Genomic DNA, 13,968 nt, shown 5'->3' with positions numbered 1-13,968 from the left:
GCTTTATTCCCCACTCTATTTTTCCCTATCAGTCGTTCCAGCAAGTATTAAGGTATATTCACCACTGTGGTGTTTTTAACCTCTTCCATTGCAACATAAGTGCGAGACTCTCTTACATGAGGCAGTGTTAGCAAGGTTTCACCCAATAGCTGACGATACGCGTCCATGTTGGATACTCTAGCTTTTAATAAATATTCAAAATCCCCGGCGATAAGGTGACATTCCAGTATTTCAGGCACTTCAGATACCCCGGCTTTAAACTCATTAAAGCCCTCTGGTGATGTGGTCTTCAATCGTACTTCTACAAATACGAGCAATCCAGCATCCACTTTTTTCGGATTTACTAAAGCACAATAGCCGGTAATATAACCATTGCGTTCCAAGCGTCTAACACGCTCTAAACAGGGCGTTGCACTTAAGCCGACACGACTTGCCAATTCGACATTCGATAAACGACCGTTAATCTGTAGCTCTCGAAGAATCTTTTTGTCGAGACGATCAAGCGGCTTTGTAGAGTTTTCCATTAGGCATGGCCTCTTTTTACTGCTTCAAGGGATTTTTGATTCTAGCATGGAGACTCTATATTGTGGGAAACCCTTTTGTATGATCTTGTGGCAATTGCCTCAACAGCCACTTTACCGCACCAAAAAAGAGCAACGAAAACAAAAAAGTTATTTTTTTAGGCGTTTTACAAATTGACACACTAATATGGTGCGTTTTATTCTGTGATGACACGCCAGCCCTTTCTTAGTAGGGCTTACTTATAAAAGCCTCATGGTTATTTCTGTTGAATAGTTAGCGAATATTCCGCTAAAACGCTCGAAAAGTAGCCAAATCAAGCATCTTCGACAAAATTTTCTACTTGACTATGAGCTTAAAGAGTAATTCTATTAGGTCATGCGACATCCTTTTAGAGGATTGTGCTGCATATACACACAAAAAAAAGAATAACTGAATGTTGGCAATATTCTTGCTAGTAAAGATAAGAGATTTAAAAGCTCTATTTAAATACAAACAAGATAACAACATGTATATAAAACGCCTGGGAGGCTCTATAAATGAAATCTAACGTTGGTAAACTACTTTCAACAGCAGCCATCGCTGCCACTATTAGTACTGCAGCGACCGCTGGTACTCTTGATGACGTTAAATCTAAAGGCTTTATCCAGTGTGGTGTAAGTCAGGGTGTTCCAGGTTTTTCCAACGCTGATGACGCTGGTAACTGGACTGGTATCGATGTTGATGCATGTCGTGCTGCAGCAGCCGCTGTATTTGGCGATGCTCAAAAAGTTAAATTCACTCCTCTTTCTGCTAAAGAGCGTTTCACTGCACTACAATCTGGTGAAATCGACGTTCTTTCTCGCAACACTACTTGGACTTACACTCGTGACTCTTCTCTAGGTCTAGACTTCACTGCCGTAAACTTCTACGACGGTCAAGGCTTCATGGCTCGTAAAGATCTTGGTGTAGAGTCTGCTTTGGATCTTGACGGTGCAACAGTTTGTACTGAGCAAGGTACAACCACTGAATTGAACATGGCTGACTTCTTCCGTAAGCACAAACTGTCTTACGTTCCTGTAATCGTACAGAAAGCTGATGAAGCCCTAGCAGCTTACGCTTCTGGTCGTTGTGATGTATTCACAACTGATAAATCAGGTCTTGCAGCTCACCGTTCTAAACTTTCTGATCCAAGCGCACACATGATCCTTCCAGAAACAATTTCTAAAGAGCCTCTAGGCCCTGTTGTTCGTCACGGCGACAACCAGTGGAAAGATATCGTAACTTGGGCAATGTTCGTACAGGTTAACGCTGAAGAAATGGGTATCACTTCTGCAAACGTTGCGAAAATCAAAAGCGAAACAACGGATCCAGGCATCAAGCGTCTACTAGGTGCTGAAGGTGACATGGGTGCTCAACTTGGTCTACCTGCTGATTGGGCTTACAACGTAATCGCACAAGTAGGTAACTACGGTGAAGTATTTGAGCGTAACGTAGGTCCAGAAACGCCAGTTGGTCTACCACGTGGTATCAACAACCTATGGACTGAAGGCGGTGTAATGTACGCGCCACCAGTACGTTAATAAATACCTACCTATATACCTGCTTCGGGTATTTACTCAGCGGCGCCCTCGCCGCTGAGTTTCTCCCCCCTTTCTACCACATCTGACGAGCATTTCATTGCCTGAACTAAGATGAGCGATAAAACTACTTCTAGCAATAACAGCCTATTGAATGATGCCGGCACCCGTGCCTTAGTCTTTCAGATTGTGCTGTTGGTTATCGTGGTTTTCGTGGGTTATTACTTATTTAGTAACTTGCAAGCCAACCTAGCCAATCGCGGGATCTCTACTGGTTTTTCATTTTTAAACGAGCCAGCGGGTTTCCCAGTTCTAATCCACCTAATTGAGTACACTGAAGCCGACACTTATGGTCGAGCTTTCGTTGTTGCCCTGATCAATACCTTTGTCATCTCCCTAATGGGTATAGTGTTAGCCACTATCATTGGCGTAGTCATGGGTCTAGCGCGTCTATCCAACAACTGGTTAGTGGCAAGATTAGCAACGGTATACATTGAAACATTGCGTAACATTCCTCTGTTACTACAAATGTTCTTCTGGTACTTCGCTGTATTGGCAGCTCTACCTGCGCCAAGAAACAGTTACGAGTTTGCCGACTTCCTGCTAAACAAGCGTGGAATCTACTCACCTAACCCAATTACTCAAGACGGATTCGGAGTGGTGATTGCAGGATTCATTCTGTCCATTATCGCCTCCATAGGTATCATTATTTGGGCGAAGAAACGCCAAACAAGAACGGGTGTTTGGTTCCCTGCTTACTGGACATCTTTAGGCACTATTATCGTTGTCACCTTCCTTGCACTGGCTGTATCTGGTTTCCCAATTGAGTTTGATCTACCACAGAAGAGTCGCTTTAACGTGACTGGTGGTATGGTGTTACCGCCTGAATTTGTCGCAGTATTGGTGGCACTCTCTACTTATACGGGCTCATTTATTGCTGAGATCGTTCGTGCCGGTATTTTGTCCGTTAACTGGGGACAAACAGAAGCGGCACGTTCACTCGGCCTTAAAGATGGTTTGACACAGCGCTTGATTGTATTACCACAAGCATTGCGCGTTATCATTCCACCGCTAACCAGCCAGTACTTGAACCTTGCGAAGAACTCTTCATTGGGTGCGGCGATTGCTTACCCAGAATTGGTTGCCGTGGTCATGGGTACAACCCTTAACCAAACCGGTCAAGCCATTGAAACAATTGGTCTTTGTATGTTGGTTTACGGAACATTGAGTTTATCTATCTCTATGTTCATGAACTGGTACAACAAGAAAATGTCATTAATGGAGCGCTAGGAGGCTAAACATGGCTATTGAATTTAAACCATCACCCAGCCTTCCACCACCGGTTAACTCGGTGGGTGCTGTGGCTTGGGTACGTCAAAACTTATTGTCGTCCCCGCTGAATATCTTTTTGACGCTTTTCAGCTTTTACATCTTGTACTTACTGGTGCCACCTGTTGTGGAATGGGGCCTTGTAAATGCAACATGGGAAGGTGCATCTAAAGCAGACTGTGCGCCGGGCGGTGCATGTTGGGCCTTTATCGGCGCACGCTTCGATCAGTTCATGTATGGACTGTATCCACCTGAAGAAACGTGGCGTATTAACCTAGCCACCATTCTGCTAGTGGTCATGATCGGTGCTTTTGCGGTGAAAGCCGTTCATAAATTTTACCTATCTATCGCTATCATAGTGGTCTACCCAATTATCGCTTACATCCTTTTCGCAGGTGGTGTATTCGGTTTGGAAGCGGTTGAGACTTCTTTATGGGGTGGATTATTCCTAACCATGTTGTTGGGTATCATAGGCATTGTGGCGTCTTTCCCATTAGGTGTGTTGTTAGCGCTGGGTCGTCGTTCAAATATGCCTATTGCTAAATCTGTATGTGTCGTATTCATTGAAACCATCCGTGCGGTACCTTTGATTACGATCTTGTTTATGGCATCAGTTATGATCCCACTGTTCTTGCCAGAAGGCATGAACTTTAACAAGTTGCTTAGGGTTTTGATCGGTATCACGCTATTCTCTGCAGCTTATATGGCTGAGGTAATTCGTGGTGGTTTGCAAGCGATTCCTAAGGGTCAGTACGAAGCGGCTGACGCGATGGGCTTAACCTACTGGCAGTCTATGGTGTTGGTTATCCTGCCACAGGCTTTGAAACTGGTTATTCCTGGTATCGTAAACACTTTCATCGGTCTATTTAAAGATACGACTCTGGTTTATATCGTTGGTATGTTCGACTTCTTGGGCATTATCCAATTAGCCAACCACGATGCCAACTGGCTAGGTACAACCGTTGAAGGTTATGCATTTGCCGGATTCATTTATTGGGCTATTTGCTTCGGTATGTCACGTTACAGTATGGCGATCGAGCGTAAATTAGAAACCGGACATAAGCGCAATTAGTTAAGAATTTGAGGTCAATACAATGACAGACAGAAATATGGCACTTGCCCAACTTGAGCCGGGTGAAGACGCAATCATCGAGTTTAACGATGTCAACAAATGGTACGGTGATTTTCATGTATTGAAGAACATCAACTTCAGTATTAAAAAAGGCGAACGTATCGTTGTCTGTGGTCCTTCCGGTTCCGGCAAGTCTACAATGACGCGCTGTATCAACCGCCTAGAAGAACACCAAAAAGGTTCTATCATCGTTGATGGTATCGAGATGAACGATAACTTGAAAAACATCGAAGCGATCCGTAAGGACGTGGGCATGGTTTTCCAGCACTTCAACTTGTTTCCACACCTTACGATCCTAGAAAACCTGACGCTAGCACCTATTTGGGTGCGTAAAATGCCGAAGAAAGAAGCAGAAGAAATGGCTATGCATTACTTGGAGCGAGTAAAGATCGCTAACCAAGCAATGAAGTTCCCTGGTCAGCTTTCTGGTGGTCAGCAACAACGTGTAGCGATTGCTCGTGGCTTGTGTATGAAACCGCGCATCATGCTATTCGATGAGCCGACTTCTGCACTTGACCCTGAGATGATCAAAGAAGTACTGGACGTTATGGTTCAATTGGCTGACGAAGGTATGACCATGGTTTGTGTAACCCACGAAATGGGCTTCGCGAAAACCGTGGCAGACCGTGTAGTCTTCATGGATGCAGGGGAAATCGTTGAGGCCAATGAGCCAAGCGAATTCTTCGATAACCCACAACATGACCGTACACAATTATTCTTGAGCCAAATCTTGAATCACTAATCTTTCGTGTTTTCATGGTATATTAAAAAGCCTCACCTCTGGTGAGGCTTTTTTGCGTTTAGCTGTACGCATTTTTTACCGTATAAGGATGTTGGATCTCTTAATATGAGCCATGATTTACCAAGCTCTGCAGCGCAAAAACTGCGAATCGTACACTTTTCAGATAAAAATGGTCGTATTCAAGTTATTTTCCCCGAAACACGCTTACTGAATTTAGACGCGGTTTTCAGTGCCACACAACGCCGCTTCCGCCCTATTTACCATCGTCGCGAGCAAGACAACAATCGCTTAAAGCCCAACACTCAAACCCTGATCGACCAAGAAGTCTTTCAGTGTGACTTATTAGCCATTCAAAATTCTGCCGGTAATGGCTATGAAACCCTCAGCAGCGACACACTCAAACAACGTTTTGCAGGCCCATTGAACTATATTGATGACTTTTGTATCGAGCTTGGTCGTGTACCACAGCCAGTTACACACCACAAAGACGATGAACAGCAATTACGCCAAGCTCTAGGGGAATTCAAAGCGGCCCGTGTTACTCAGCGATTAGAAGAAACGCTCGAAATGCCCGCTTTGTCGGCCACCTGTCGACGCATTATTCTGCTCTGCGCCAACCCTAAAGCCGATGCTGAAGAGCTATGTAAAATCATTAACTTGGATCCAAGTTTAGCGGCGCAAGTCATGAGCTGGGCCTCATCGCCCTATTACGGCACGAACAATAAGGTAGACTCCATAGAAGATGCGATTATTCGTGTTGTGGGTTTTGATCTAGTGCTCAATCTCGCCCTAGGTTTATCCATAGGAGCCTCAATTGAGCCTCCCAAAAACGGGCCACGCCATTTTCAAGAGTTTTGGCTTGATGCCGTTTCCCATGCCATTCTTATGGACATCCTCGTACAGAAGGTGCCTCCGGAACGACGCCCACAAAAAGGTCATGCCTACTTAGTAGGTTTATTACACAATTTTGGCTATTTAATCTTAGGATCAGTGCTGACACCCTATTTTTCTGCCTTGTCACGACAGCATGAAGCCAACCCACACTTGCCTGCCAACACTATAGAGATGTTTACCCTAGGCTTTACTCAGCAACAATTAGCTTTTCGTCAATTACAGCAGTGGCAACTACCAGACAGCGTCTGTACTGCCATTCGTTACAGTACGCAACCAGAGTATCAAGACGAACACGCACCTTTAACTAAACTCTTACACCTTGCTCAGCAAATCTATCGACAGCAAGAAGTACCATTAGCGCTCGTGAAGGATCTTGGTTTGACACCTGCAGACACGGAATCAGCTTACCAGCAACTATTAGCGTCCAGTGCCTATTTACAGATCATGGCGAACCTCATCAAAAAACAGTAAGCTTGCACACCATGACAATCCTTAACCAAGCCGCCGCCCAACAGTTTGATTATCGCTGGTATCCTTGCCATCGTATCAATAAGCAAACAGTACCCTCTAAGCTATGGCCTTGGCTAACAACGGCCGATTCTTTAACAGCTAAACTACAGAGCATTGGGCACCTCACAGTCAAGGTTTTAGAGGACGATTGGGGGACAGCTACTCCAAGAGAACGTAAACGCTTAAAACTGCGCCCAAGAGATGCCACACGTATCCGTACGGTTGTTTTGTATTGTGATGGCACAGCCGTCATTTTAGCTCGTTCAGTCGTACCCGCCAGCGCACTCAAAGGCCGCTGGCGACAGGTAAAACATCTAAAGACCAAACCGTTAGGCGGCTATTTATTCCAACATAGAGCACTAAAGCGCAGCCCAATTGAAGTGGCAAAGCTTCCGAAGAATCTATTTCCTAATCAAAACAAAGCCTTATGGGCACGTCGATCTGTTTTTCTGCAATATGGTCAAGGTATACTGGTCAACGAAGTATTTTTCGACACTATCACTCATCTAGCGCAGCCATTTAAAACCTATGAATAAACTTCTAGACTACGCAGAATTGACTCGTTTTAACCGCCCCATTGGTTCATTTTTACTGATGTGGCCAACATTATGGGCCTTATGGCTCGCTGCGGACGGCCTACCCGATTTATCCTTAATCGTGGTTTTTGTGTTGGGTGTGTTTAGCATGCGTTCCGCTGGTTGTGTCATCAATGATTATGCAGATCGCAAAGTGGACGGTCATGTTGACCGTACCAAAAATAGACCTATTCCCTCAGGTCGGGTAAGTGAAAAAGAAGCCTTAGCCTTGTTCGCAGGCCTTGCTTTATTGAGCTTTGTACTTGTCCTCTTTACCGATTTACAAACCATCTTATTGTCTGTGGTTGGTCTAGGTTTAGCGGCACTTTACCCTTTTATGAAACGCTACACCCATTTACCGCAGCTCTTCTTAGGACTGGCTTTTTCATGGGCTATTCCAATGGCTTACAGCGCTCAAGGCGGTAATCTTGCTGATCCGCAACTGTGGATGCTTTTTGTCGCTAACTGCTTCTGGACCATAGCATACGACACCTATTACGCTATTACAGATCGCCCTGACGATTTAAAAATAGGCATTAAATCTACAGCGATTCTCTTTGCGCAATACGACTTGCTAGTCATTGTCTGTTTACAAGGACTAATGTTGTCACTGATGTTTTGGGTGGGTATCTTGTCTGCACAGCATTGGCCTTATTTTGTCGCGCTATTAGCCTGCCTCTGGCTCTTCTATCAACAATTTCAGCAGTCCAAAACCCGCGATCGCCAAGCCTGCTTTAAATCCTTCCTAGACAATAACCGAGTTGGCTACACTTTATTCCTAGGCATAATCGGCAGCTATTTTGTTGAATATATGGCATTGATGTGACATTTTAATCTAATTGTCACATTTGATCGTTTAAATAAACCGTTCCTGAGATGAGGATAGATCCTGTGACCGGTAAAAAAGTATTAATAATTGATGATGAGTCTTCCATTCGTGAAATGATTGCCGTAGCCCTAGAAATGGCCGGCTACGAATATTTAGAAGCAGAAAATAGCCAGCAAGCCCATGAAATCATTGTCGATCACCGACCCGATCTAATTCTGGTAGATTGGATGATGCCTGGCGGCAGTGGCATAGAACTCACTCGACGTATCAAAAAAGATACGACTACGGCAGAAATCCCCGTTATTATGCTAACCGCAAAGAGCGAAGAGGATAATAAGATTCAGGGATTAGAAGTCGGTGCGGACGATTACATCACTAAACCTTTTTCGCCCCGCGAACTAGTCGCACGCTTAAAAGCGGTATTGCGCCGCGCGACACCTCAAGGTGTCGATGAGCCGATCGAAGTGGAAGGTTTAGTACTCGACCCGATCAGTCAGCGCGTTACCATTGGTAGCCGCCCATTAGAAATGGGGCCAACCGAGTACCGCTTACTAAAATTTTTAATGACTCACCAAGAACGAGCTTATTCGCGCGCGCAGCTGCTTGATCAAGTTTGGGGTGGCAATGTTTACGTCGAAGAACGCACCGTCGATGTTCATATTCGTCGTTTGCGTAAAGCCATTGGCAACTCCCACGACACTTTGATCCAAACCGTACGCGGTACAGGTTATCGTTTTTCGGCTAAAAGGACGGCATGAAAACCATCTGGCGTAACACCATACTGCGTTGGCTAATTGGCCTAGTCGCCTGTATTACTATTGGTCTCGTTTTAGGCCATTTGTTGGCGGTGGTTCTGCTGTATGTTCTCGGCACCTTATATTGGCAGTTTTATCAGCTTTACACCTTCCACCATTGGCTGCGCCATTCGGGGCGTAAAGCGCCACCGGAAACCACTGGTATCTGGGGTGAGGTGTTTGATTCGGTTTATCGTTTGCAAAAAAAGCAACGTAAGTCGAAACGCCGTATGCGCCAAGCCTTAACGCGAATTGAAAGCTCTACCGCCGCCTTGAAAGAAGGCGTTATCATGGCCGACAATCAAGGTAACTTGGAGTGGTGGAATAATTCTGCCGCTCACTTTTTGGGACTGATGCGCCCTGTCGATCGTGGCCAAGCCATTACCAACATCGTGCGTAACCCAGATTTCTTTCGTTATTTTAGCCAAAAGCGTTTTGGCGAACCTCTGGTAATTAAATCACCAGCGAAAAACGGTGTTTATCTAGAAATACAAACCACTCTTTACGATAAAAATGACCACTTGATTTTTATCCGTGATGTCACGCGTCTACACCTGCTAGAGCAAATGCGTAAAGATTTTGTGGCAAACGCTTCTCACGAGCTAAAAACGCCTCTCACGGTGATTAAAGGTTACCTAGAAACTCTTTCCATGTTTAAAGACAGTTTGCCTGCCAGTATGCAGAAAGGCATTGTGAATATGTCTGAACAGTCTGAACGCATGGAACACCTAATCGAAGATTTATTGCTGTTATCACGCCTCGAAAGCAATGATAAACGTGAAGTAGACCAATGGCTTAAAGTCAGTGATTTGATTCAGGCCATCCAGAAAATGGCCTCGCCTATTCTCACCGATCAGCATCAACTCACCTTTGATATTCCTGAAGATGCCCGCTTGTACGGTTCCTATAAAGAGCTATACAGTGCCTTCTCGAACTTAGTAGTGAATGCCATTAAATACTCTCCCGATGGAGGGAAAATTTCGGTTCTGTGGGAGGTGAATGAATTCAGTGGCATTTTCTCAGTACAAGACACAGGGCTAGGCATTGAGCCGCGTTATATCCCTCGTCTTACCGAACGTTTTTTTCGTGTTGATAAAGGCCGAGGCTCGAAAACCGGCGGCACAGGCCTTGGCTTAGCCATTGTGAAGCACGTTCTCTTACACCATGACGCTAAGCTACAAATTCGCAGCCAACCAGGCTTTGGCAGCACCTTCTCCTGCCATTTTCCAGCCAGTCGCATACGAACGGATGCCATTGCCCTTCCAAGCGATACTGAAGCGTTTAAGAGCGCTGATTAAGCAATAAGGGCGCTCCATAGAGCGCCCTTATTTATTTTCTTGTGCACTGTCGACAAGCTAGCGACACATTACCTGTCTACAAACTTGCAAACAAATTTTTCATGAACGCTTCTTTTTCGTCATCTTGGTCGATCAAGACCAGTGTGACCGTTAAGAAAGTCGAGTCGTGTTTTTTCTCTGTCGTGGCCACAGACTGAACATAATAATTGAGACGATTAACCTGTCCTTGGTATTCTAAATCCAATACCGCTTGGCCTAACACAGCCGGGATCACATCATCACTCTTAATCAATAATGTGGTCTCTTGCTTAGATAGCTTAATTACCATGCAACGAAATTGCTTGCTCTCAAAGCGAACCATGGTGGGGATTTTCACATCCTTCATGGTGACGCTCGGCGCGGTAACCTTAGGAGTGGCTTGAGTGGTTTTGCTGCCTGCTCCAAGCAGAATATCCAAAGACGCTGCTGAACCACTATCAGAACCTAGAGCACTGCCTGGGCGTGCTTTTTGCGAGGCTAACTTATCATCAATATTGTGCTTTTTAGCCGCCGACATAACTTTATTTACCAGTTGCTCACTGGAAAACGGCTTACCTAAATAATCCGTGACGCCCGATTGCACCGCTTCAATCACATGGCTTTTATCACCACGGCTGGTGATCATTAAAAAAGGCACTTGCTCTTTTTGATAATGAGGTTGCTCACGACACCATTTAAGTAACTCGACTCCTGTCATTTCAGGCATTTCCCAATCACACAGCACCATATCAAAGCGCGTTTTAGTGAGCATTTGTTGGGCTTTTTTGCCATTCACTGCTTCATCCACCATGCAGGCTGGAAACTGTCTACGCAATGTCCGCTTTATCAAGTCGCGTGTAAAAGATGCATCATCGACCACAAGAATTTTTAATGACATGGTTAAGCCTTGTTTGAAAGATCTAAAAGAGAAGCGTATTCGCCATGGGTCGGTCTAAAAACAGAAATCCACAAGAGCGTCGCTGCCACTACTGCGATCGGCATGATAAATAGGTTCAGCACTGGAATCGCTAAACTCACCATGACAATGGCACCAAATGTCCAACACATTAGAGGCTTAGAGCGAAGAGCCATCCGCATTTCATGGAAAGGAACCTTGTTGTTATCAAAGGCATAATCCATATATTGCAGAGCCAACATCCAAGTCGAAAAGAGCAATAGCAAGAAAGGCGCAATGACATTCACAATTGGAATAAATGATAACAGTAGCAAAAGTACAAAGCGCGGTAAGAAATATAAGATTTTCTGCAGCTCACGTTGCAAACTGCGCAGCACTATAGCCAATAGTACTTTGCCCGTTAGCACTTCATCGAATACTTTACCGGTCTGTTTCTCTTCTACTTTTTCCGCCAGAAATGCCATGAATGGCGCCGCTAAGATATTGATGCCTACCGAAAAGCTATAGAACAGGAGCACACTGGTAATGGCTGCAAAGATAATATAGAAAAACCAGTTTAGAAAAGACAGCCATTCTGGCATATAGTCCATGGCAACTGTAACAAGGTGGTTAAAATAGCTTAATGCCAATACGTACACCAACCCCATCAATAAAATATTCGCTAAGAAAGGCGCAAGAATAAACAAGCGTAACTGTGGCGATACAATTAATGGAAGCGCCTTAATAAAAGCCCCCGCCGCTTTAAAGGGTTGTGAAATCATAAACTCTCTCTTTTGTTTCAAAAAATAGTCTTGCTGTAAATCGATTAGAGACTGCAATGCTGTATTTTAACCACAGCGAGATTGATCAGCTAGCGGTAAATCCTTCTCTGAGCAGCCGATAGGTGGTTAAATACACTATATGTCTAGATTCTCCGTAACGTTGACGATTATTTGTTTACCATAAAATAGTCTTATCCATTCAAGGTGGTTTGTTTATGCGTTTAGCCTTTTGTTTTTTTATTTTCCTATGCAGCGGTAAAGCGTTCTCTCTCGAGCAACCCAGTGGTCAGGTGATCTTAAGTGTTTCGGGCGATATAAAAACTTACAACGCCAACAATCGCGCCGATTTTGATTTGGCTATGCTGAATACCTTACCCCAAGTGAGTGTCACCACCCACAATCCTTGGACAGATGGCGAGCACACCTATACAGGCTTTTCTGTGATGGATCTGCTAAAGCAATTAAAAAATTCAGGTAGTCATTTAAAATTCACGGCTCTCAACCAGTACCAAGCTGAAATTCCTCTCTCGGACTTTACCGAGCATGGGGCAATTATGGCGACGCACAGAGATGGGCTACCGATGAGTATTCGTAACCTAGGGCCTATCATGGTGATCTATCCCTTCGATCAAAATAGTGACCTTAAAATAGAACAATATTACGGTCGCTCTATTTGGCAAATTAAAGAGATGAGAAGCTTCTCTATTACGGAGTAAAGCATCATGCTGAAAAAGAATTGGTATTCGCCTCGCCCATTCATTCAAAAATGGGCCGCGTACGCCCTGGGGACGTTAACCATTGCGATCGCTGTCGCCATGCTCAGTATTATCAACTACACCAGTAATGCCGCTAAAGTGGACTCCCAGAGAGTATTCGAAAGCTCCGTTTGGAATACCCTACAACTGCAAATACAAACCTACCGTTTTCGCCACTACCTTAACGATCTCACCACTAAAAGCGGCCCGACACAAGGTGAAACCTTCTTTCAATACGATCTGCTAATGAGTCGCATAGATTTACTCAGAACAGGTAAAGTCGGTTCGTTAATAAGTGAGTACTCAGGCGGGCGAGCACTAAGGTTACTCAATATCATCAATGCCGAACTGGAATTAGTCAGTCTAAATGTTTTGAAAATTGAAGAGGGAGACAAACGTTATTTAGAGGATTTAGTCTCTCGATTAGCAAGCCTGGATACGCAAATTAATGAATTTGTAACGCTCACGAATCAAGGCAATAACCAGTTTATTACGGACCAACATCGCCTACTTCAAAAGAATCTTGATCAAGTCCACAACCTCACGATCTTTTTCTTAATCAGTTTGACCTTGCTTTGTGGTTTCATTTTAAACAGTGTCTCTAAGGTAAAAGGGATTTATCAGAAAAATAAAGAACTGAATAATAACTTATTGTTTTCTGAAGAAAATAAAAGCCATGGTTTGCAAACCATTATCAAGGAAATGCATAGGAATTTTGATTTAACAGAAGCAAATGCCAGCAACTACCCTGCTCTAAAAACGCTACAAACCGCTGAAACCCTGTTGGCCCTAGTACAGATTAATGCCGAAAATTTCAGCTTAACCCCTACTGCCGAGAAGCTTTCTCGTCACCTTAATGAAGTAATTGATCAGTTTAATTACCATTTTGAGCATCAACGAGTAAGCCTTGATCTTATTATGGACCAAGCACTTCCTGACGTTATCGTGTTGGACTTTATCAATACCAAACGCATCATCAGTGCTTTGTTGCAGCATGCCTTAATCAATAACCATGCTGAGCACATCATCATCAAGGTGAGACATACTTTGTCTAATAAAAATGGTTCAAAGGTTCTGGTGGTGAACATAAAAGATGATGGTTTAGGCAAGTCCAACCCAGAGCTTGAGAAGCTGCGCATATCGCCCATGTCTAACGGCCATGCGGATGAAGATGAGCTAGCTCTTAAACTCTCATTGAGCTATAAACTGGTCTCCATCATGGGAGGCAATCTGCAATTTAGCTGTCAGGAATACAATGGCTGCCAGTTTTGGCTAGAATTGCCCTTTCATCAGCCTAATAAAGAGGCTTAGTTAGCCTACACCTTAAAGGCTTAGAC

At 44.2% G+C, this 13,968-nt stretch carries 14 protein-coding genes; 11 read left to right on the top strand and 3 right to left on the bottom strand.

What is annotated here, in order from left to right; all coding sequences use genetic code 11:
- Positions 1 to 47: 47 nt before the first annotated feature.
- On the bottom strand, positions 48 to 524 hold the full coding sequence (gene lrp / locus ABJF92_RS04200; RefSeq protein WP_445976389.1) for a leucine-responsive transcriptional regulator Lrp: 477 nt from the start codon (positions 522 to 524) through the stop codon (positions 48 to 50).
- 534 nt (positions 525 to 1,058) lie between these two features.
- Between lrp and ABJF92_RS04195 the strand changes: the two genes are divergently transcribed.
- From ABJF92_RS04195 to phoR, 9 genes are all read left to right on the top strand, one after another.
- Positions 1,059 to 2,081, top strand: coding sequence for an amino acid ABC transporter substrate-binding protein (locus ABJF92_RS04195; protein WP_446814589.1), 1,023 nt, complete (start codon positions 1,059 to 1,061; stop codon positions 2,079 to 2,081).
- 111 nt (positions 2,082 to 2,192) lie between these two features.
- On the top strand, positions 2,193 to 3,368 hold the full coding sequence (locus tag ABJF92_RS04190; protein WP_446814588.1) for an amino acid ABC transporter permease: 1,176 nt from the start codon (positions 2,193 to 2,195) through the stop codon (positions 3,366 to 3,368).
- Positions 3,369 to 3,378: 10 nt separating this feature from the next.
- On the top strand, positions 3,379 to 4,479 hold the full coding sequence (locus tag ABJF92_RS04185) for an amino acid ABC transporter permease (RefSeq protein WP_446814587.1): 1,101 nt from the start codon (positions 3,379 to 3,381) through the stop codon (positions 4,477 to 4,479).
- Between the two features lie 22 nt (positions 4,480 to 4,501).
- Positions 4,502 to 5,281: an amino acid ABC transporter ATP-binding protein gene (locus tag ABJF92_RS04180; RefSeq protein WP_446814586.1), complete on the top strand. Its 780-nt coding sequence runs from the start codon at positions 4,502 to 4,504 to the stop codon at positions 5,279 to 5,281.
- 105 nt (positions 5,282 to 5,386) lie between these two features.
- On the top strand, positions 5,387 to 6,646 hold the full coding sequence (locus tag ABJF92_RS04175) for an HDOD domain-containing protein (protein WP_446814585.1): 1,260 nt from the start codon (positions 5,387 to 5,389) through the stop codon (positions 6,644 to 6,646).
- A gap of 11 nt (positions 6,647 to 6,657) precedes the next feature.
- Positions 6,658 to 7,221, top strand: coding sequence for a chorismate--pyruvate lyase family protein (locus ABJF92_RS04170; RefSeq protein ID WP_446814584.1), 564 nt, complete (start codon positions 6,658 to 6,660; stop codon positions 7,219 to 7,221).
- Complete coding sequence (gene ubiA, locus ABJF92_RS04165) at positions 7,214 to 8,086, top strand: 4-hydroxybenzoate octaprenyltransferase (protein WP_446814583.1); 873 nt, start codon at positions 7,214 to 7,216, stop codon at positions 8,084 to 8,086. Before ABJF92_RS04170 ends, ubiA begins: the two co-directional genes overlap by 8 nt.
- Before the next feature lie 65 nt (positions 8,087 to 8,151).
- The gene (phoB, locus tag ABJF92_RS04160; protein WP_446814582.1) at positions 8,152 to 8,847 is read left to right on the top strand and encodes a phosphate regulon transcriptional regulator PhoB; all 696 of its coding nucleotides are present in this window, start codon (positions 8,152 to 8,154) and stop codon (positions 8,845 to 8,847) included.
- Positions 8,844 to 10,181, top strand: a complete 1,338-nt coding sequence (gene phoR / locus ABJF92_RS04155) for a phosphate regulon sensor histidine kinase PhoR (protein ID WP_446814581.1) — start codon at positions 8,844 to 8,846, stop codon at positions 10,179 to 10,181. The genes phoB and phoR overlap by 4 nt, the downstream gene beginning before the upstream one ends.
- A gap of 76 nt (positions 10,182 to 10,257) precedes the next feature.
- Here phoR and ABJF92_RS04150 read toward each other — a convergent pair whose 3' ends face one another.
- Both ABJF92_RS04150 and cysZ read right to left on the bottom strand, forming a co-directional pair.
- Complete coding sequence (locus ABJF92_RS04150) at positions 10,258 to 11,097, bottom strand: response regulator (protein ID WP_446814580.1); 840 nt, start codon at positions 11,095 to 11,097, stop codon at positions 10,258 to 10,260.
- A gap of 2 nt (positions 11,098 to 11,099) precedes the next feature.
- A complete protein-coding gene (cysZ, locus tag ABJF92_RS04145; protein WP_446814579.1) occupies positions 11,100 to 11,876 on the bottom strand; it encodes a sulfate transporter CysZ in 777 nt (258 codons plus the stop codon).
- A gap of 215 nt (positions 11,877 to 12,091) precedes the next feature.
- Between cysZ and ABJF92_RS04140 the strand changes: the two genes are divergently transcribed.
- Both ABJF92_RS04140 and ABJF92_RS04135 read left to right on the top strand, forming a co-directional pair.
- Positions 12,092 to 12,592: a molybdopterin-dependent oxidoreductase gene (locus ABJF92_RS04140; protein WP_446814578.1), complete on the top strand. Its 501-nt coding sequence runs from the start codon at positions 12,092 to 12,094 to the stop codon at positions 12,590 to 12,592.
- A gap of 6 nt (positions 12,593 to 12,598) precedes the next feature.
- Complete coding sequence (locus ABJF92_RS04135) at positions 12,599 to 13,942, top strand: ATP-binding protein (RefSeq protein WP_446814577.1); 1,344 nt, start codon at positions 12,599 to 12,601, stop codon at positions 13,940 to 13,942.
- The last annotated feature ends 26 nt before the right edge of the window (positions 13,943 to 13,968 follow it).

Source organism: Marinomonas sp. (genome assembly GCF_039940335.1).
Classification (GTDB): Bacteria; Pseudomonadota; Gammaproteobacteria; order Pseudomonadales; family Marinomonadaceae; genus Marinomonas.
This window is presented reverse-complemented; position numbering and strand designations above follow the sequence as displayed.

Excerpts from the sequence above, each read along its gene's own strand:
- lrp (WP_445976389.1), bottom strand. The coding sequence starts at position 524 with ATGGAAAACTCTACAAAGCCGCTTGATCGTCTCGACAAAAAGATTCTT.
- ABJF92_RS04195 (WP_446814589.1), top strand. The coding sequence starts at position 1,059 with ATGAAATCTAACGTTGGTAAACTACTTTCAACAGCAGCCATCGCTGCC.
- ABJF92_RS04190 (WP_446814588.1), top strand. The coding sequence starts at position 2,193 with ATGAGCGATAAAACTACTTCTAGCAATAACAGCCTATTGAATGATGCC.
- ABJF92_RS04185 (WP_446814587.1), top strand. The coding sequence starts at position 3,379 with ATGGCTATTGAATTTAAACCATCACCCAGCCTTCCACCACCGGTTAAC.
- ABJF92_RS04180 (WP_446814586.1), top strand. The coding sequence starts at position 4,502 with ATGACAGACAGAAATATGGCACTTGCCCAACTTGAGCCGGGTGAAGAC.
- ABJF92_RS04175 (WP_446814585.1), top strand. The coding sequence starts at position 5,387 with ATGAGCCATGATTTACCAAGCTCTGCAGCGCAAAAACTGCGAATCGTA.
- ABJF92_RS04170 (WP_446814584.1), top strand. The coding sequence starts at position 6,658 with ATGACAATCCTTAACCAAGCCGCCGCCCAACAGTTTGATTATCGCTGG.
- ubiA (WP_446814583.1), top strand. The coding sequence starts at position 7,214 with ATGAATAAACTTCTAGACTACGCAGAATTGACTCGTTTTAACCGCCCC.
- phoR (WP_446814581.1), top strand. The coding sequence starts at position 8,844 with ATGAAAACCATCTGGCGTAACACCATACTGCGTTGGCTAATTGGCCTA.
- ABJF92_RS04150 (WP_446814580.1), bottom strand. The coding sequence starts at position 11,097 with ATGTCATTAAAAATTCTTGTGGTCGATGATGCATCTTTTACACGCGAC.
- cysZ (WP_446814579.1), bottom strand. The coding sequence starts at position 11,876 with ATGATTTCACAACCCTTTAAAGCGGCGGGGGCTTTTATTAAGGCGCTT.
- ABJF92_RS04140 (WP_446814578.1), top strand. The coding sequence starts at position 12,092 with ATGCGTTTAGCCTTTTGTTTTTTTATTTTCCTATGCAGCGGTAAAGCG.
- ABJF92_RS04135 (WP_446814577.1), top strand. The coding sequence starts at position 12,599 with ATGCTGAAAAAGAATTGGTATTCGCCTCGCCCATTCATTCAAAAATGG.